This window comes from Gillisella vitis (assembly GCF_001541345.2).
Lineage (GTDB): Bacteria > Pseudomonadota > Alphaproteobacteria > Rhizobiales > Rhizobiaceae > Allorhizobium > Allorhizobium vitis.
On sequence record NZ_LMVL02000001.1, the window covers coordinates 524,895 to 543,315 of the forward strand.

14 protein-coding genes are annotated in these 18,421 nt (G+C 56.4%); 5 read left to right on the top strand and 9 right to left on the bottom strand.

Annotation, left to right across the window (positions count from 1 at the left end; translation table 11 throughout):
• The first annotated feature begins 12 nt into the window (after nucleotides 1-12).
• The 4 genes from ASB66_RS02280 (at nucleotide 13) to ASB66_RS02295 (ending at nucleotide 4,080) form a co-directional block, all read left to right on the top strand.
• On the top strand, nucleotides 13-912 hold the full coding sequence (locus tag ASB66_RS02280) for a VOC family protein (RefSeq protein WP_060717229.1): 900 nt from the start codon (nucleotides 13-15) through the stop codon (nucleotides 910-912).
• A gap of 107 nt (nucleotides 913-1,019) precedes the next feature.
• Nucleotides 1,020-1,910, top strand: coding sequence for an acetoacetate decarboxylase family protein (locus tag ASB66_RS02285; RefSeq protein ID WP_060717230.1), 891 nt, complete (start codon nucleotides 1,020-1,022; stop codon nucleotides 1,908-1,910).
• 15 nt (nucleotides 1,911-1,925) lie between these two features.
• Nucleotides 1,926-2,777, top strand: a complete 852-nt coding sequence (locus ASB66_RS02290) for a fumarylacetoacetate hydrolase family protein (protein WP_060717231.1) — start codon at nucleotides 1,926-1,928, stop codon at nucleotides 2,775-2,777.
• 172 nt (nucleotides 2,778-2,949) lie between these two features.
• Entirely contained in the window at nucleotides 2,950-4,080 is a 1,131-nt protein-coding gene (locus tag ASB66_RS02295) for a PQQ-dependent sugar dehydrogenase (RefSeq protein ID WP_060717232.1), read from the top strand.
• 15 nt (nucleotides 4,081-4,095) lie between these two features.
• Here ASB66_RS02295 and ASB66_RS02300 read toward each other — a convergent pair whose 3' ends face one another.
• From ASB66_RS02300 to ASB66_RS02335, 9 genes are all read right to left on the bottom strand, one after another.
• The gene (locus ASB66_RS02300; protein ID WP_060717233.1) at nucleotides 4,096-5,409 is read right to left on the bottom strand and encodes a glycoside hydrolase family 130 protein; all 1,314 of its coding nucleotides are present in this window, start codon (nucleotides 5,407-5,409) and stop codon (nucleotides 4,096-4,098) included.
• A gap of 35 nt (nucleotides 5,410-5,444) precedes the next feature.
• On the bottom strand, nucleotides 5,445-7,724 hold the full coding sequence (locus tag ASB66_RS02305) for a glycosyltransferase family 4 protein (protein WP_060717234.1): 2,280 nt from the start codon (nucleotides 7,722-7,724) through the stop codon (nucleotides 5,445-5,447).
• A 119-nt stretch (nucleotides 7,725-7,843) separates the two neighbouring features.
• Nucleotides 7,844-8,140 carry a hypothetical protein gene (locus ASB66_RS02310; RefSeq protein WP_060717235.1) on the bottom strand — a complete coding sequence of 99 codons (297 nt, stop codon included), beginning with the start codon at nucleotides 8,138-8,140 and terminating at the stop codon, nucleotides 7,844-7,846.
• Nucleotides 8,141-8,314: 174 nt separating this feature from the next.
• Complete coding sequence (locus ASB66_RS26010; RefSeq protein ID WP_147274003.1) at nucleotides 8,315-8,515, bottom strand: hypothetical protein; 201 nt, start codon at nucleotides 8,513-8,515, stop codon at nucleotides 8,315-8,317.
• 241 nt (nucleotides 8,516-8,756) lie between these two features.
• Nucleotides 8,757-10,913, bottom strand: coding sequence for a catalase (katE, locus tag ASB66_RS02315; protein WP_060717236.1), 2,157 nt, complete (start codon nucleotides 10,911-10,913; stop codon nucleotides 8,757-8,759).
• 193 nt (nucleotides 10,914-11,106) lie between these two features.
• Nucleotides 11,107-12,711: an inorganic phosphate transporter gene (locus tag ASB66_RS02320; RefSeq protein ID WP_060717237.1), complete on the bottom strand. Its 1,605-nt coding sequence runs from the start codon at nucleotides 12,709-12,711 to the stop codon at nucleotides 11,107-11,109.
• A gap of 365 nt (nucleotides 12,712-13,076) precedes the next feature.
• Entirely contained in the window at nucleotides 13,077-14,552 is a 1,476-nt protein-coding gene (locus ASB66_RS02325) for an aldehyde dehydrogenase family protein (RefSeq protein WP_081088970.1), read from the bottom strand.
• A gap of 205 nt (nucleotides 14,553-14,757) precedes the next feature.
• Nucleotides 14,758-16,218, bottom strand: coding sequence for an ROK family protein (locus ASB66_RS02330; RefSeq protein ID WP_060717238.1), 1,461 nt, complete (start codon nucleotides 16,216-16,218; stop codon nucleotides 14,758-14,760).
• A gap of 14 nt (nucleotides 16,219-16,232) precedes the next feature.
• Entirely contained in the window at nucleotides 16,233-17,147 is a 915-nt protein-coding gene (locus ASB66_RS02335; RefSeq protein ID WP_060717239.1) for a tagatose-bisphosphate aldolase, read from the bottom strand.
• A 275-nt stretch (nucleotides 17,148-17,422) separates the two neighbouring features.
• Here ASB66_RS02335 and ASB66_RS02340 point away from each other — a divergent pair, with 275 nt between their 5' ends.
• Nucleotides 17,423-18,364 (top strand): sugar-binding transcriptional regulator, encoded by a 942-nt coding sequence (locus tag ASB66_RS02340; protein ID WP_060717240.1) that lies wholly within the window; start codon nucleotides 17,423-17,425, stop codon nucleotides 18,362-18,364.
• Nucleotides 18,365-18,421: the final 57 nt, after the last annotated feature.

Here is an 18,421-nt window from a genome sequence, read left to right on the forward strand (position 1 = left end):
GTGGAGAAAGCCATGACCTATCTTATCAGACAAATGGGCCACGTGATCATCTCCTCGCCGGATCCCTTGGGCGCGGCACAGGATCTTTGCGATGTCGTCGGCCTGCGGATCACGGAAGTCGACGGCGAGACCGTCTATCTTTCCAGCAACGACCGCCACCACGAAGTTACCTATATCAAGGGCGACGGAAAGGCAGTTGCCTGCGGACTGGAGGCTGTCAATGCGGATGCCGTAGACGAGGTCTATCGCCGCGCAAAATCCGATGGGCTGGAGATATTGTCGGATAGGCCTCTGGGCAAACATTATGAGCGTGCCGTTCGTCTGGTGGCACCCGGCGGTACGATTTTCGAAGTCCATACGCCAATCGCCCGCAGCCAGCCCCGCCAATACAGTTATTCTACGCCGGGCGCCCGTCCGCGCCGGATCGAGCACATCAATTCCTTCGCGCCTGATACCGCTGTTTACGGGGATTTCTGCGTCAAAGTTCTCGGTCTGAAGCTGTCGGATATGACGGAAGACGGTGCCTTGCGCTGGTATCGTGCTGAAGACGGCTACCATCACACCATCGCCATGGGGCCGGGCGAAAGCGGATTGCATCACTATGCCTTCGACTTGCATTCGCTCCAGGATCTTCAGACGATCGCCGACAATCTTGCCGGCAAGGAGCGCGCTCTGGTCTGGGGTCCGGGCCGTCACGGGGCGGGTGGCAATGTCTTCACCTATTATGCCGATCCGCACGGATGCTTGGTCGAGAACTCCATCGAACTCGATCGTATCGACAATGATGCAACCTATGAACCGCGCAGCTGGGACATTTCGGAGGGATTGGCGGGACGCTGGCTCAATCTCTGGGGTACGCCACCCACCCAGTCGTTCCTGCGCCCGGGCATCGCTTTCGATCCGACCGTCTAGAGTTGGTCAGGCTAGAATTTGTCAGGCGAGGATGCGTGAGCATGGTCGAGGCATCGTATTCATCGGCCATGCCAGCATGTCTGGCTGGCTGGGAGAGGTTTTAAAAAATGAGTTTCACATTAAATCCTGCATTTCGTTATCGAATGCCACTGTCCTTCGGGCCAGCCCCTGGACCGCGCCAAAAACCCGGCGGCGGCATGTGGGCGGCCGACGAGACAGGCCGGATGAACGCCGAATGGATGGCCGTTACCTACAGAACGTTGCCTGAAAAGCTCGAGGCATTGCTTCCGCCAGGCATGGAACTGCGCGGCGAGCCTCTGGTGACGGTATCCTGCGCCTGGTTCAAGAATCTCTACTGGCTTGCGGGCCGTGGCTACGGGATTGTCGTGGTTGATTTTCCCGTCACCTATCGCGGCAAGACAGAGACGCTTGAAGGCACCTTCTGCCCCGTTCTGTGGGAAGGCGCACCTGACGCTATCATGACCGGGCGCGATGAGCTTGGTTTTCCCAAGATGTTTGCCGACATTCCGGAAATCGATCACGATAAGCAAGAAGGCACCGCCGCCTGCTCTGCGTCCTGGATGGGCTTCAAATTCTTCGATATCGCCCTGACTGACCTGGTTGAAGCTGGTAATGAGCCAGCACTTCCCGGAGCGGATAATGGTCCGTCGATGTATTATAAATATGTGCCACGCACCAGTCCCGGTGGGCGCGAGGGTGCCGATATTGCTTATGTGACCACCGCAGCAGCACCGCCTGGAACCGATGGCAGGGTCAGCAATATCAATTTCGATGGCTTCGATTTCAAACGCTGGACGGCAAAAGGCAGCGTGGCGTGGCACCGGGCGACATTCGAACAATTGCCGCTCAGCGCCCATGTCGTCAATGGGATGGCCGATCTGGATATTCTTGAAATCACGAAAGTGCAGATGGTGGCCTTTTCCGGCCCCGGTATTGCGGTTTCAGTCAATTCAATGCGCGCAGTCGATCCGTCTTAGACAGGGAATATTTTTATGAAATTGGCAAGATTCACAATCGACGGCGTCACCCGTCTGGGCAAGGTCGACAATCAGCGGATCGTCGATCTGACTGCCGTTGTTCCAGAGTATGGCCATTCGATGCGCCTGCTTTTGGAGGCCTATCCGAGACTAAGGCCAGCGCTGGAAGCAGCCACTGAGCCGTCTTATCTGCTTGCAGATGTGCGGCTGGAAGCGCCGATCGCCGATCCACAAAAATTCATGGCCATCGGCATGAATTATCAGGCCCATGCCGAAGAAGCGGCGGCGGCGGGTATCAAGACCCCTGAAAGCCAATTGTGGTTCAATAAACAGGTCAGTTGCATAAACGGACCTTACGGTGACATCGTCGTGCCTGCCGTTTCAAAAATGGTGGATTACGAGGCAGAACTTGGTTTCGTGATCGGTAAACGTTGCCGCCATGTGAGCCGCGAAGATGCCCGTAGCGTGATCGCGGGTTATCTTGTCGCAAACGATGTGACCGCCCGCGACTGGCAATTCCGTTCGCCCACCTACACATTGGGCAAATCATTCGATACCCATGGCCCCATCGGCCCCTGGATCACCACGGATGACGAAATTGCCGATCCGCATGACCTCACGTTGACCTTGTCGTTGAATGGACAGGAGCGCCAGCGCTCATCGACAGGCGACATGATTTACGACATCTATGACCAGATCGCCTATTTATCGACGGTCATGACCTTGGAGCCTGGCGACGTCATTATCACAGGGACACCATCAAACGTCGGAATTGCGACGCAGACATTTCTGAAGCCCGGTGACGTCCTCCGCGTTGAGGTGGAGGGCTTAGGGGGCATTGAAAACCGATGCGTCGCGGAAAACTAGGACCCGTGTGGTTTAATCTCAATCACAGCCTCCTACATGATACGAAGGGTCATTAAAGATGGCATTTCGTATTCTTTTGCCACTATCTCAGGCCTCTGCGGCATCTGAGATAGTGGCAATGCCGTCAAGGCGAGGATGCGGTGGCATCTTCGCCTTGGTATAGGGAGGAGAGATGAAGTTTCTATCTGTGATGATCGTCTGGGCTGCATGGGTCACCTCGGCTCACGCACAAAGCATAAATGCCGGCAATCATACGGCGTCCTCGACCAAGCCCTTCACGGCTAAAGAGGTCGCACGCTTCGACACCCCATGGGCGATTGCCTTTCTGCCGGATGGTCGAATGCTGGTGACAGAAAAGCCGGGCCTGATCTTTCTCGTCCTCAAGAACGGGCGGAAAACGCCGGTTGCCAATGTCCCCGCCGTGGCCGCCGAAGGCCAGAACGGTCTTCTCGATATCGCCGTTTCATCCGGCTTTCAAAACAACCGCGAGGTCTATTTTACCTATTCAGAACCGGGAGCGTCCGGCAGCAGTCTCGTTCTGTCGCGCGCGCAATTGGCCACATCCGGCACAAGCGCATCACTTGAAGACATCAAGGTGATCTGGCGTCAGACGCCAGCCGGTGGCGGCGGGCAATCCGGCGGCATTATCGCTTTTGATCCTGATGGTACGCATCTTTACCTGACGGTTGGTGACCGGATGCGCCCGGATACGGCACAGGACCCCGACCAGGCGCGCGGCAAACTCCTGCGGCTCAATCTGGATGGCTCGACGCCTGCGGATAATCCCCATGCGGATCAAGGCGGCGTGAAAGCCCAAACCTTCACGACCGGCCATCGCAACCCCTATGGTCTTGCCTTTGGGCTTGATGGAAAACTATGGCTGCATGAAATGGGGCCGCGCGGTGGCGACGAACTCAATCTGATAAAAGCAAATGGCAATTATGGCTGGCCGCTGGTGTCAAATGGCGACAATTACAGTGGAACACGGATACCGCGCCACTCGACCAGGCCGGAGTTTATTGCTCCGGCTGTTTATTGGAACCCGGTGATCGCTCCGGCTGGCCTTGCGATCTATAATGGTCAGATGTTTCCGCAATGGCGTGGCTCGGCGCTAATTGGTGGCCTTGCATCCATGGCCCTGATCAGGGTGACATTTGACGGCCATGGCGGTGCAGAAGAGGCGGATCGCTTCGATATGGAAGCGCGCATCCGCGATGTCGCGGTTGCCCCTGATGGCGCGGTATGGGTTATCGAAGACGATAGTGAGGGGCGTCTGTTGCGTCTGACGCCCGTCAAAGGGTGAAAATGGTGGTGATCGTCACCCCGTCTGCCCGGCGGGGTGCATTGAGCTCAAGAGCGCGCTGATCTGCACGGTGCTGAAGTTTGAATAGGTGTCCGACACGGCATAGGGCAGGGCGATGAGATCGCCGTGGCGCATGGCACCGCAGGAATAGACGACATTGGGCACATAGCCTTCACGCTCGGTTGGTTCCGGTTGCAACAAAGGCTCGACCGTCCGCGCCAGGATGATGCTGGGGTCCTCCTTGTCGAGAAGGGTGACGCCAATCGAATAGCGGCGCATAGGGCCGACTCCATGGGTAAAGAGCAACCATCCCTCGTCAATTTCGACGGGCGATCCGCAATTGCCGATCTGAACGAACTGCCAGGCGAATTCGGGTTTCATCAGAACAAGACCCTCGTCCCAGTGATGCAGGTCGTCTGAATACAGCAGGAAGAGGTTTTCGCTGTCCTGACGGGCAATCATCGCAAAGCGTCCGTTGATGCGCCGAGGAAAAAGCGCCATGCCCTTGTTGCGGGCGGCGGGACCCCGCAGCGGGGTCAGCGTGAAACTCAGGAAATCTTGGGTTTCCAGAAGCTCCGAGCGGATCGAGGAGCCACTATAGGCCGTGTAGGTGGCAAAATAGACGGTCTTGCCGTCGTCATCGAAAGCCACGAACCGGGCGTCCTCTATCCCGTTCGATTGCGCTTCCGTGACCGGAAAGATCACACGTTCGCTGAGATCGCTTTCACTGTCGAAGCTGATGCCGATGCAACCTGCCGGTGACAGGCCATCACTGGCATGGATGTGCGGCAGACCCGCAAGGCGAACCGGCGGATCGATGGTGACGGCTCCCTCGGCATCGATCATGCCCGTTCGGAAGGTCAGCGAGGAAATATGTCCTTCTCCAACCGCCCGCAGGCTGATGATCACCCGGCAGCATCCTTGCGTCATACCGGTCTGGTCGGGATGCGCAACGATGCTCGGATTGAAGAGGGCAGCGGATTCGAACGAATATTCGTTCATGAAATACGCGCCCACCAATTGTCTTTGTTGTTGGCTGAAGCTTTGATGTTGGGAGAAAGCATCCTCCATCGCATCGGCCCGCAGCTCGAACTGTCGCAGCAGGTTGCGATGCCGGCCTTCGAAATTGTCGAGAATGTCGCGCAGCTGGTTTGTGGTTCCGGTCGGATCGAGTGACAGGACGCGGTCGACAATTTCATTGGCCCGGCTTTTGTCACGCGGGTTCAGGTGGCGTGGTTCCGTCGATGGCTTGAATGGCCGGACGATGACACGGGTGGGATCGGGCCGGAGATAGAGGGCCTGCCGATTGAGGAGGCTTGAATTGGGCAAGGCTGATCCTTTTTTGATTGGCGCTGGAAGAGTGCTTAAGAAAGCTGCTGGAGCTCCGCCAGCTTTGGCGCGACATGCGTCAGGCGGGATGCCCGGCCAACTTCAAAGCAGGAGATCAAGTAGCAGAGCACGGATTCCGCTCCCCGGTTTTCGTTGGCGCGATCCGGATGCAGTCCGTCCCGGCAACTGCCGGTTTCCGGATCGACAAGGGAAACACCGTGATCGTTGCTGCCGGTAAACCAGGTAAAGGTACGATTGGCGGCCTCCAGCCATGACTTGTCGCGGGTGGCGTCATAGGCCGCAAGGCAGGCGGAAATTGTGGCTGTCGCTTCCACCGGCTGCTGGTCGAAGAGCTTGGGCGCTTCGCCCACATCGAAAAAGCCATCGGTGCCGACCGGCCTGAACTGGCCGCCGGAAGCCGTCTGCTGCTGCATCAGCCAACGTAGCGTTCTGAGGCCGGTATCCATGAGTTCGTCCGAGCCGGTTGCCATGCCTGTGGCGATCAAGGCTTGCGGAATGCGGGCGTTTTCATAGGAAAGCCCGTCTTCAAACCAATGCCGGTCATCTGTGGATACCTGGTGTTCTAGCCTCATCAGACGCTCAGCAAGCACTGTGCGCAGCTGTGCTGCGATAGCGTCCTCTGGCGTGACCCTGCAATAGGCATCGAGGCCGATCAGAGTGAAGGCCCAGGCCCGTGGCGAATGGAAATGTTCGACCACAGGGGCTGCTTTGGCAAACAGAGCCGCAGCCCAGCGGCGGCGCGGCCGGTCGCTGTCGGATGCGGCGCAGATGCCGAGCGACCAGAGCGTTCGGCCATGGCTGTCTTCGGAGCCCTTGTCTTCCAGCCACCGGCGGTCAAAGCTCATGAAGTTGCGAAACTGTTTCAGGTCGGGGTTCCAGGCATGCTGGATAAAGCTCGCGAAAGAGGCGGTTCTACTGTCATGGATGCCGGTTTCTCCGGCGCCAGCCAGATGGCACGCAAGGATCAGCGCGCGCGCATTGTCATCCACGCAGTAGCCATGCGCACGGTCCGGCACGGAGAACACCGCATGTTGGAAAATGCCGGTATCGTCGCACATGGCATTGAAATGTCCGAGTTTCAGGCTGGTGCCTTGCTGCGGGCGGGTCATGCTTTGCGTTATGAGATCGCGGATCAGACGCGGTCGGTAAGCGGCGCGCGCTGTCTCGATGCTTTTAAGATAGAGCGACGCAGTCTGTGGCCAGATCATCGACCGGCCCGTCGCATAGGCGGCCTGGCGCATCGCCTGACGTGCCTGGTCGTCACCCAGCAATCGTGCAATTGCCTCGCCAGTCGCCTGCGCATCGCTGAACGGGACGAGGATGCCGCGATGGTCGTCTAGAAGCTCACGGGCATGCCAATAAGGGGTCGATACCACGGCGCTGCCCATGCCGAAACTGTAGGCGAGCGTTCCAGAGGTCATTTGCGCCTCGTCACGATAGGGCGTGACATAGACATCGCACATGGCGATGAAATCAAGGAGTGTCGGCACATCGACGAATTGGTTGAGAAAGACGACGGATCGTTCGACGCCGAGCTGTTCGGCCCGGATGCGCAGGCTGTCGCGATACGCTTCCTTCTCCCGGCGCAGCAGCGTGGGATGCGTCGCGCCAAGGACGATATACAGCGCGTCGGGCTGTACCTTCAAAATGGCCGGCATGGCATCGATGACCACTTCGATGCCCTTGTTGGGGGAAAGAAGTCCAAAGGTCAGAATGATCTGCCGACCGCTATAGCCCATCTTGCCTTTGGCAAGCTCCGGGTCATGGAAGGCTTTGTCGGGAATACCGTGGGCAATGACATCGATCTTGCCTGGGTCCACGCCATAGACGTTTTCGAGAAACTCGCGTCCCTTGTCTGCCATGACCACCACTCGGCTCGATGCGGCGGCTACCTGTTGCAACACCCGTTTCTGGGATGGTGTCGGCTCGGCAAGGATGGTGTGGAACGTCGTGATGACGGGAATTCGCAGGTGTGACAGCAGCGTGAGAATGAAGGCGCCATCCGGGCCACCGAAGATACCGAACTCGTGTTGCAACGAGACGGCCCGGTAATCCCCATTGTTCAGGATACGGGCCGCGGTCACATAGTCCTCAATCTCGCCATCGCGGATGTCAAAGACGACATTGGCCGGATAGGCGTAGTTCAGCTTGTCATCGGTCATCGCGATGATGCTGGTCTCTATACCCTCTGACGGATTGGACATGGCGTGGCTGAGGTCGGTGGTGAACGTGGCGATCCCGCACTGCCTTGGAAGCGAATTACCGATAAATGCGATACGCTTGGTCTTGATCATCAGAGGTTCCCTTCAGAACGCCGTCGCCGGTGGGTTGACTGCCGGCTCGTCCCTGGACCGGGAGCCTGCGATGGTGTGAACAGTGAGTGTCTTTCTGGTTCCTCTTGAACTTGGCGCAGCTATCCAGTTGCGGCGAGGCCCGTTGCGGGGAGGCCAGTTGCGGCGACGGATGTCGTCCGATCCTTTTCCATGGCAGCGTCCAGATCGAGATTGTCGATGGCGACAAGGCTGGTTGTCGCTCCCCTGGTGATTTCGATCAGCGTTGCCACCCGCCGATAGGCGAGCCAGGAAATGCCGGTAATCTGTTCTTCGTCATCCTTGACCTGATAGTCACCGGCGGGTTGCGTACCCTCAAGGCCCGGAAGGATGAAGGGACATTCAAAATGCACGATACGTGTCTTGGTTCTGGTAAACATTAATCTGGCTTCCTTGAACGGGCATGACAGGATAGCAAGCTGGCACGGCGGGTTAGGCACGGCATGAACCGTGTTGCGCAATTTAAGAAATAGGCGAGCCGCATCTATAGACTGTGAGCTGCAATCTGGGAGCTGAAATCCGGCCGTTCCGTAGCGAGGCTGAAACTGTTTTCATCAAAGGCCATCATGAGCGACAAAGCGAATGCCGTGCGCAGATGGAGCCAACATAAAACGAGTGACGTTTCGGCGCAGACCTGGTTTTGTCGTGAGAGATTTCAGGCAAGCGCTTTGTGAAGCCGTTGGTGTCAGGCCGAGGCGCGGCTTTCCAATAGGCTTGAAAGGGTCGATTGACTTGAAAAGACTGTCGGAAGACATGAGGTCCTCCTTTATTGGGGCCAAGGTGCGTGCCGCCCAGAAGATGACAGCGCCCTTACAATGGCTGACATCATGATAGAGGTGGGGTTCTACATCCAGATTGCAAGGCGCGATTGTGATTTATCTCGTGGCAGCTCCCTCAATCACGGGTTTCCAAGATATTTTAGCCCTTTCTCGCTTGGCGTAACCGCTGGCGTCAGCGGTTACGCTATTTTTGGAGCGGATATGGGGATCTTGCCGATCAATCGTCCAAAGGAACGGATGCTTTTCCGAGTTTTACAGAAGGCTCCCGCGCCCAGACGCGAAGCTTGCCCAGCTTTTCAATGAAATCGGCAAGACCATCTTCTCCTGGGAGACCAATGGTGCCTTCATCGAGATCTTCGGTTATGCCAGCCTTCTCCAAGAGAGGCATGGCGCTTTGTGCATATCCTATGAACTTACAGTGCTGGAAGGCGTCGGCAACGAAATCCCGTGCGGTTGCTTCCTTCACAAGATCCGCCATGCCAGCATCTGAGGTCAGAAGCGCCACGGCGTCAAACAGGACGGATGGTCCTCCATCGATCATATGATGCGCTTCGATCCAGGTGCCATCGGAACCGGTCACGCCGCCAACCTTTGGCGCGATCAACTCGAATTCAGCTTTTGCTGCGGTAACAGCGCCAGTCAGCGCCTTGAGGAGCTTCACGTCGACGCCATCGGTGATCAAGATACCGAGTTTGCGGCCTTCGAAGCGCTTGGGACCGCGCTTGATAATGCTGAGTGCAGGAGACGGCTCAAGGTCGTCGCGTGTCGGCACAGCCGCATCAGCTGGCTTGGGCATGCTTTTGAAGCCCAGTTTTTCTGCCACGGTATTGGCAAGCGTTTCATCGATATTCATCAGATGCGCCACCATCCGCTCCCGGATGACAAGCATTTCCACCTTGCTCAACTCGAAAGTGAGAGCGGCTGCAATGTGACGCTGCTCCGGAGGCGTCTGGCTGATATAGAATTGCTTGGCCTGGCTGTAATGATCGGCAAAGCTTTCTGGACGCAGGCGAGCCTTGGCGCCCTGTTCCTCAGCAGGAAAGTGGCGATAGCCGCGCGTTGGCGATTCCCGCGGTCCCTCGCCGAAGGAGTTGGGCTGATAATTCGCCCGACCGACCGGATTGTGCATCGCCATATGGCCATCCTGCTGGAAATTCGCGAATGGACATTTTGGTGCATTGATCGGAAGATGGGCGAAATTCGGCCCGCCCAGGCGTTTCAGCTGGGTATCGAGATAGGAGAAATTGCGGCCCTGCAACAAAGGGTCGTTGCTGAAATCGATCCCTGGCGGGACATTCTGGGTCATGAATGCCACTTGCTCGGTCTCTGCAAAGAAATTATCCGGCATCCGATCCAGAACGAGACGACCGATTGCCTTCGGCGGCAGTATTTCTTCAGGAATGATTTTTGTCGGATCGAGCACATCGAAATCAAAGCTGTCGGCAAATTCCTGATCGAAAAGCTGGACCTGAAGTTCCCATTCGGGAAAGTTTCCAGACTTGATTGAATGCCACAGATCGCGTCGATGGAAATCCGGATCGGCGCCATTGATTTTGACCGCCTCGTTCCAGGCCACTGACTGAAGACCGAGCTTCGGTTTCCAATGAAACTTGACGAAGGTGGATTCGTCATTGGCATTGACGAAGCGGAACGTATGGACGCCGAAACCTTCCATAAAGCGCAATGATCGCGGGATTGTCCGATCCGACATGATCCACATGATCATATTCATGCTCTCTGGTGTCAGAGAGATGAAGTCCCAGAAAGTGTCATGGGCGGTCTGCGCCTGGGGGAATGCCCGGTCCGGCTCCTGTTTCGCGGCGTGGATAAGATCGGGAAACTTGATGGCATCCTGAATGAAAAACACCGGAATGTTATTGCCAACCAGATCCCAGTTGCCTTCCTTGGTGTACATCTTCACCGCAAAACCGCGTACGTCGCGGGCAAGGTCGGCTGAGCCCTTGTTTCCTGCCACCGTCGAAAACCGAACAAAAACAGGCGTTTTTTCGCCGGGCCGCTGGAACACGTCGGCGCGCGTATACTCCGCCAGGGATTCGTAGGTTTCGAAGAAACCGTGAGCACCGTAACCACGCGCATGAACGACGCGCTCTGGAATGCGCTCATGATCGAAGTGGAAAATCTTTTCTCTGAAATGGAAATCGTCAACGACAAGCGGACCGCGATCCCCAATGCGAAGGGAGTTCTGATCGTCTGCGACAGGCCCGCCTTGTGCCGTGGTCAAAATCGCATCGCCTTCGGCGATCTGGTGAAGTTCGCCACCCTTGCCGCGCACAAGTTTCTGATCGTGGATGGTGGCCTCATTCGAGATTGTAGCCGCATTCTTGCCTGGGTTTTGGGACCGTTGCTTTGGCATATTCTCTCCGCGATTTTGTTGATTCACAAAAGCGAACTGAATACGCAGCTGTTAGTTCCATTATTTTCACGCGCAACCGGTCAAAATGCAAAGCGGACATCTGTAACGGTGTATTGCTTCGTCATGAGAAATGGTCGCTGGTTTTCGCGAAACAAACGACCAAAGGCACCAAGGCTCTCTGTTCGGGGTGGCTTCAGAAAACCTGGCGCAGGACCACGTAAAGCACGAAGGCGATGGCAATCGAGGCAGGCAGCGTCAAGACCCAGGCCATCAGCATATTGCGGACCGTGAACCATTGCAGGCCGGAACCGTTGGCGGTCATCGTGCCCGCAACACCCGATGACAGGACATGGGTCGTTGACACCGGCAGGCCGAAGTGGTCGGCTGCCCCGATCGTCACCATGGCGACGATTTCAGCGGCTGCACCCTGGCCATAGGTGAGATGGGTCTTGCCGATCTTTTCGCCGACGGTGACAACGATGCGCCGCCAGCCGATCATTGTTCCCAGGCCAAGGGCCAGGGCCACGGCAACTTTCACCCAGGTCGGAATGAACTTCGTCGCATTGTCGACCGCCTTGTGATAGGCGCTGACGGCAGCAAGATCACTTGCCTCCATCGGCAACAGTTTCTGTTTGTCGATCAGCTTCAGGGCCTCACCGATCAGGTAGATATCGTTTCTGATATTTTGCACCAGATGGCTCGGGACTGCTTCCAGGGTTGGAAAAGCGGCGACTTCCGCGCTTGTCGCGTGGATATATTGCTGGAGGGCGAAGGTCGTGGTGTCGTTCCAGGTCTTGGTCTTGACGGCATCCGCGACGGTGGCTTTTGCATCTGCGACGGACACACCCGGCTTGATATATTTGCCGAGCGCGGTCTCGACCTGCGCCGAGGAAGATTTATAGGCTTCGAGATAATTCACATCCGGTGTGCGGTTGAGGGCGAAGGCGGTCGGCACCAGGCCGATCAGGATCAGCATGATCAGGCCCATGCCTTTCTGGCCGTCGTTTGATCCATGCGCAAAACTGACGCCGGTGCAGGTGAAGATCAGCAGACCTCTGATCCAGAGCGGTGGCGGCTGATTGGTTTTTGGCTCCTCGTAGAGCGCCTTGTTCTTTACGAACAGTTTCATGGCCAACAGCAGGATTGCGGAAAAGCCAAAGCCAATCAGAGGTGAGATCAACAGCGACAGACCGATATTGGTCGCCTGCGACCAGTCAACGCCGCTGGTTGCCGAACCGGCCGGTGCCAGAAACTGATTGGCGAGACCGACGCCGATGATCGAGCCGACCAAGGTGTGGGAACTGGAGGAGGGCAAGCCAAGATACCAGGTGCCAAGGTTCCAGACGATGGCGGCGATCAACAGCGCAAACACCATGGCAAGGCCAGAGCCTGAGCCAACCTGAAGGATCAATTCCACCGGTAGAAGGGAAAGAATGCCAAAGGCAACAGCGCCGCTCGATGTCAGAACGCCGAGAAAATTGAAAAATCCCGACCACATGACCGCGAATTCAGCGGGCATCGAGCGGGTGTAGATCACGGTGGCGACGGCATTCGCCGTATCGTGAAAACCGTTGACGAACTCAAACCCAAGGGCGATCAATAGTGCCAGGCCAAGCAAAATCCATGGAACTGCGACAGTGCTGGTAAGGTCCTGGCCAAGCGCATAGGCGATATATCCAAGTCCAAGCAACAGCACGATACCGAAGACCGGTAGGAACCACTTGCCCGTTCCATGGGATTTATCGAGAGGATGGCTTGCGCTGTTTATCTGCGCACTTGAAGATGCTAATTCAGCCATTCCAGATCCTCACATTTGATATCTGTCATTTGTTGAGGAGTTTTGGAGCCTTTGAATGAACCTTTCATGACACCCAGTGTCTGTCGGCTTCAAATTAAACCCGATAGACAGTTGGTGTGTCTGGTGCCCTTTGTCTTTCCGTTTCGGATCGGGGCTGTTTGCGACTATACTGCCGTCGGGTAGTTGGGTTCCACATGGCGCGTGAATTCAGGCGTCAGACACCTCATTTCAGGCAAAATCTGCCCGATCACGTCACCCTGTTCTCGGACGGCCATATTGTCTGACTGGCCTATTCTCGATCAGGCTCTGAGAAAAGCTGGAGAAACCGCACCGCTGTCTCCAGCGGTGCGGTTTTCGTTATCGTCTTATCGCTGTACCGAGATGAAATGATCCGTGGTGAACTCCTCAATGGCCCATTTGCCGTTAAAGCGTCCGAGACCGGAGTTTTTCTCTCCACCAAACATCACATGCGGATAGTCATGGATGGTGATGTCGTTGATATGGGACATTCCAGCTTCAATCTGCTGGGCAAAGGCCAATCCACGGGCCTCGTCACGGGTGAAGACGGCACTGGAAAGGCCAAATTCGGTGTCATTGGCGAAGGCCAAAGCCTGTGCTTCATCTTGTGCGCGGATGATCGGTGCGACCGGGCCAAAGATCTCATTGCGGGCGAAGTCGGAATCGTTGGTCACATCGGCAAAGACATGCGGTGCCACCACCCGTCCCTCAATGGGGCCGGATACACATTCGCGGAAGCCGCTGTCGCGCGCCCGCGCAATGCTTGCAGTCACGCTGCGCAGCTGGCTGTCATTGCAGAGTGGGCCGATCAAGGTGTCCGGCTCGTTCGGGTTTCCGAATTTGATGGTTTTTACCGCAGCAGTAAAAGCCTCAACGAAGTTGTCATAAATCGACGCATCGACGATGATGCGGTTCGTGCTCATGCAGATTTGCCCTTGATGCATGAAACGACCGATCAGGGCTGCGCCCACGGCCTTTTCCAGATCGGCATCATCGAGAACCACCAGCGGTGCATTGCCGCCAAGCTCAAGGCCTACCCGCTTCAGCAGGGAGGATTCACCCGCCACCTGGGCGATATGGCGTCCGACAGGTGTGGAGCCGGTGAAGGTGAGGACGCGAGGAACCGGATGACGCGAGAAAGCGTCGCCGATGACGCTCGAGCTACCGACCACGACATTGAGCAAGCCAGCCGGCAGGCCAGCTTCCTCGTAGATCTTGGCCAAGAGAAGGCCGCCTGTGACCGGAGTGTCGTTCGATGGTTTCAAAACCACGGCATTTCCAAGCGCAAGCGCTGGAGCGACAGAACGGTTCGACAGATGCAGCGGAAAATTCCACGGGCTGATAACACCGACGACGCCGACGGGCTTTTTGTAGACCCGTGCTTCCTTGCCTGGCTTGTCGACCGGAATGATATGTCCCTGGGCGGCCGCGGGCAAGGTGAAGGCTTCCAGCATGCCAGCGCGCACGGCGCCCCATTCTATGCCGGCCTTGATACGTGTGCTGCCGGATTCACGGATAATCCAGCCAATGATTTCTTCCTTGCGGGCGTCAAGAATCGAGACCGCTCTCAGAAACACTGCTGCGCGCTCGCTCGGCAATACCCGCGCCCATTCAGTTTGGGCAGCCTTGGCTGCACCGAAGGCACGATCGAGGTCATCAAGACTTGCCTGAGCGATTTCCGCCACAACCGTATCGTCGTAAGGATTACGATCGATGGCGGTCTTTCCCTCGGTGCCTTCCACCCAGCGTCCGGCAATATACTGTCCGGAAAACCCTTCATAGGCCTGTGGTTGGAATGCGGACTGACCAATATTCTGTTGCAAGACGTCTCCTCCTCTTGCCGGTTTTACGCGCCTTCGCCACGCCAATGCCGCTTGGCATATGATGGCGATAAAGCGAAGACGGTCTATCTCTTTGCGGCGGGAAAGATACGGCGAAAGCCTCGGTCAATCAATATGAATTATTGATTTATGATAAAAAGTGTAATTCATAATTTTTATTGTATCAATAAATGAGTTTATAAAGCGATTAAGCCGGAGGCTTTTGAGATGCTTGGTTTTCAAAGGCCTTCTCCATCCAATCCAGGATGGCTCTGGCGTCCTTTGGTTGTATCGTGTTGATATCCAGAACCGGACCCAGTCCGATCGGCTTCGCGTTCTGCGCGAGTTCGATGAGTTCCGGGATATAGGAGGCGCCGGGATGACCGGGAAGGCGGTTTTCAAGCCTTGATCGATAGCGCTCGCCTATCGTTTCTGCGGGAGCATGGCACCAGAGTTCAACGATCTGCGTGATGCCGGCCATCGCGATATGCTCTTTCAGAACATCTGCTGGCTGAAATCCAAACCAGGCATCGACAATGAAGGTGGTTCCCGGAGCGGCATTGCGGATGATGGAGAAAATCGACTTGTAGCTCGCGCGTCCCAGGAGGCGATTGAAGGGGCGGTCGACATCGTCAATCAATTCCAGAAAAGGATTTTTGATCTCATCCAGGCCCAGTACCTGCCAGCCGGTTTCATCGGCCAGTTTATGGGAGATCGCGCTTTTGCCGGAGGCCGGCACACCGTTGACCATCACCAGCCGCTTGCCGTTTGCAGGTTTAGCATAGTGGTTGGCGTTGGTGAGATCGAAGGCAGCCAGCCCGCAACCGATCACACCGGCATCGTCATCAAGGCGTGCCGCGCGAATATCGGCTTCATACCAGGTCTCGCTGTGAGGCAGAAAATTCAGCGCTGCCAACGCAGCCTTGCCCATGCCTCCGCCCAGCAGAACCACGTCAGGATCGAATGCGGCAGACAGGGTGTTTATGGCTGATTTCAGCGGGGCGGCCCAAGCGACCATCACCCGTAATGCCGTCTCATCTCCTGATTCTGCGAGAGTGAGGAGCGTCTCAAACCGTGTTTCAGGCGCGTAGCCTGCCTCAAAGAGATGACGTTGCAAGGCGGTTCCCGAGGATTCTGTTTCAATGCAGCCGCGTTGGCCGCATGGACATGGCTGGCCATGGAGATTGACAACGAGATGGCCCAATTGGCCAGCGCATCGTCTGCCATTGACGATCCGGCCATTTTCCATGACGGCACCGCCAATCCCGGTTCCGATGGTCAGCATGACCGAACTGTTCATTCCCCGCGCTGCGCCCACGCGGGCCTCGCCAATCAGGGCCATGCTGCAATCATTTGCAACGGTTACCGGTCGACCGTATGTCGAGGACATTTCAGACTGTAGATCACAGCCGGATAGATTCAGAAATCCTCCCGATATGATCTCTCCTGTCCAGCCGTCGACGCGGCCGGGTATTCCTATTCCAATCGCTGTGGCGCGCTCGCCATCCATCTCGTGGATCAGGCTCTTTATAAGAGTGACAGCCTTGGAGGGGTCGCGGCTGCCTGTAACCGACGTCTTACGGATGATTTCGCCTTTGGGCGAAATCTGTGCCGCACGCATGTTGGTTCCGCCGACATCGATGCCGATAGAGAACAATTGAAGAGACATGACATCCGCCGATCTTACGCAGCAACTCTCTGCTTGTTGCGGTAGCGCCCGATAATGTCTTGAATATCATGCAATCGGGAGACGGCAATTGTCGAAAGCTTCTCTTGTGAGACATTTCGGTCGAGGTCGATGCAGTCTTTCCAAAGGGAGCGGCCAGCAATGACGCCGGAGGCCCCGTTCTTCATGGCGGCCTCGACCTGATGTAGAAAGGTTTCATGGTCGACGCCAGCCGAAAGCACGGCCCAAGGGACATCACCGGCAACCTTGGTGACTTCGGCGCAGGCTTGTTCAGAGCCGGGATAAGGAATTTTCAGAACTTTGGACCCCAGTGCCAGACAGGCGCGTGAGCCGTCGACGATAAGCTGCGGAATTTTGGCCTGATAGTCTTCACGGCTTTCGCCTTCAAGCTGGTAGGTCAGGAATTCGACGACCAGAAGAAAGTCCTCGCGGGCGAAATCCTCAATGGTCCTCTTCAGGGTTTCAAGGTTTGCAACATTGGCCGCCGGGGTATCCATCCGCAGATAGACCATGATCTTGCCGCCGGTGGCACCAAGAGCGCGCACGCGCCGCGCATCGACACCTTCCACCATCTTGGAAATGCGATAGCCTTCTGGCGATGTGTCCCATCCGGAGGCATCGATACCGATCAGAAGGGCCGTATCCCTTGGAAGGATGTCGTTGTCGATCAGCCCGGGTACGGCGCAGATGGGATCGACGAGCACGCAGCCAGCATGAGAGGCCAGATAGCGCGCAATGTCAGCCTTGGTTTCTCCCAAAATATCATTGCCGATTTTCGCTTGTTCTTCCGGGGTCGCGGCAAGAATGGAGCGCATACCGCCGCGCTGGTCGCATGCAATCACCATCATGGATCCGCTACCGTCGCAAATTTGATGGTATCCGCGTCGTTCTGCCGTCGTCATTGCCGTCATGTGTCCACTCCGAAAGAAATTGCAGGCAAAAGCGGACAGCGCAAAGCTTTAGCCATGCGCGGGCTCTCCTGCGTCAGGTGATTTGATGATGCCTTGAAAGTCGCAGGGCCTTGGACGTCATAGGGCCTGGGAAGTCACAGGGAAGGGCGCCGTATTGCATTGAGTCCGGAGCCGTTTCAGTGTAGCCTTCCCGCTTCGTGTAACACATTTCAGAAAGGAATTGCAAGCTGCTTCCGCAAACTTCACAGGATACGGCATCCCGGGCGACATTGCATATGGTCGCAAAGCTGCATTATGAAGCGGAGATGTCTCAGGTTGAGATCGCTCGCAAGCTTGGAATCTCGACCGCGACCGTCTCTCGTTTGCTTCAGCGGGCCAGGGTACTTGGGATCGTCAAGATCGAGGTGCTTGACCTTGTCTCGCCCGCCGGTCTGACACAGGAACTGATCGAAGCGCTGTCCCTGAAGAGGGCGGCTGTGATCGATACGCCGTCGACAGGTGTTCTGGGCGCGCTGGCAAAGCCATTGGGCGATTTGCTCAAGGAAGAAGGTCTGGCCGCAGGGTCGGTCATCGGCATCGGTTGGGGTCGTGCCATACGTGAGGTCATTGCCGCAGGCTTGCCGCGTATTCCTGGCATTATCGCCGTTGCGTTGAACGGTGGTCTCCAGCAATCAGCGCCGCATTTTCAGATTAGCGAATTTGTCCGCCAGGCCGCCGATCAGTTGGGTGGCAGCGCCCATTTTCTGCATGCGCCTTATCTTTCTTCAGCCGAATTGAAGGATGCCTTTCTTGCTGATGCATTCGTGCAGGAAACAACGAAGCTTTGGGATCGTCTGGATTGCGCGATTGTCGGTATAGGGCTGCCGCATGCTATCAATCCGCCTGAGGCGAGTGCCGCGACAGTGAATGAGCGCGCCATTGGAGGCGCGGTTGGTGACGTTATCAGGCACTATGTCGATATCAACGGTAAGCTTTTATCCTGGGATGGGGAAGAGCGAATGATTGCGGCATCCAGCCAGCAGCTTTGCAAAGCCAAACTGTCTATCGGTGTGGCCGCGACCGTTGAAAAAGCGGCTGGAATCATCGGCGCTGTTCGGTCTGGAATGATCAATTCCCTGGTTACCGACGCCAATACCTGCATCGCAATTCTCAATCTTCTTCAACAGGATGCGCCTTCCCAGACTGCGGAAAAACAAACGAAGGCGAAAAAGAAATAAGTTTCTGAAAAAAATTTCTTGACGGCGAACTGAAAACGGCGTGATGATGCTGTCGTG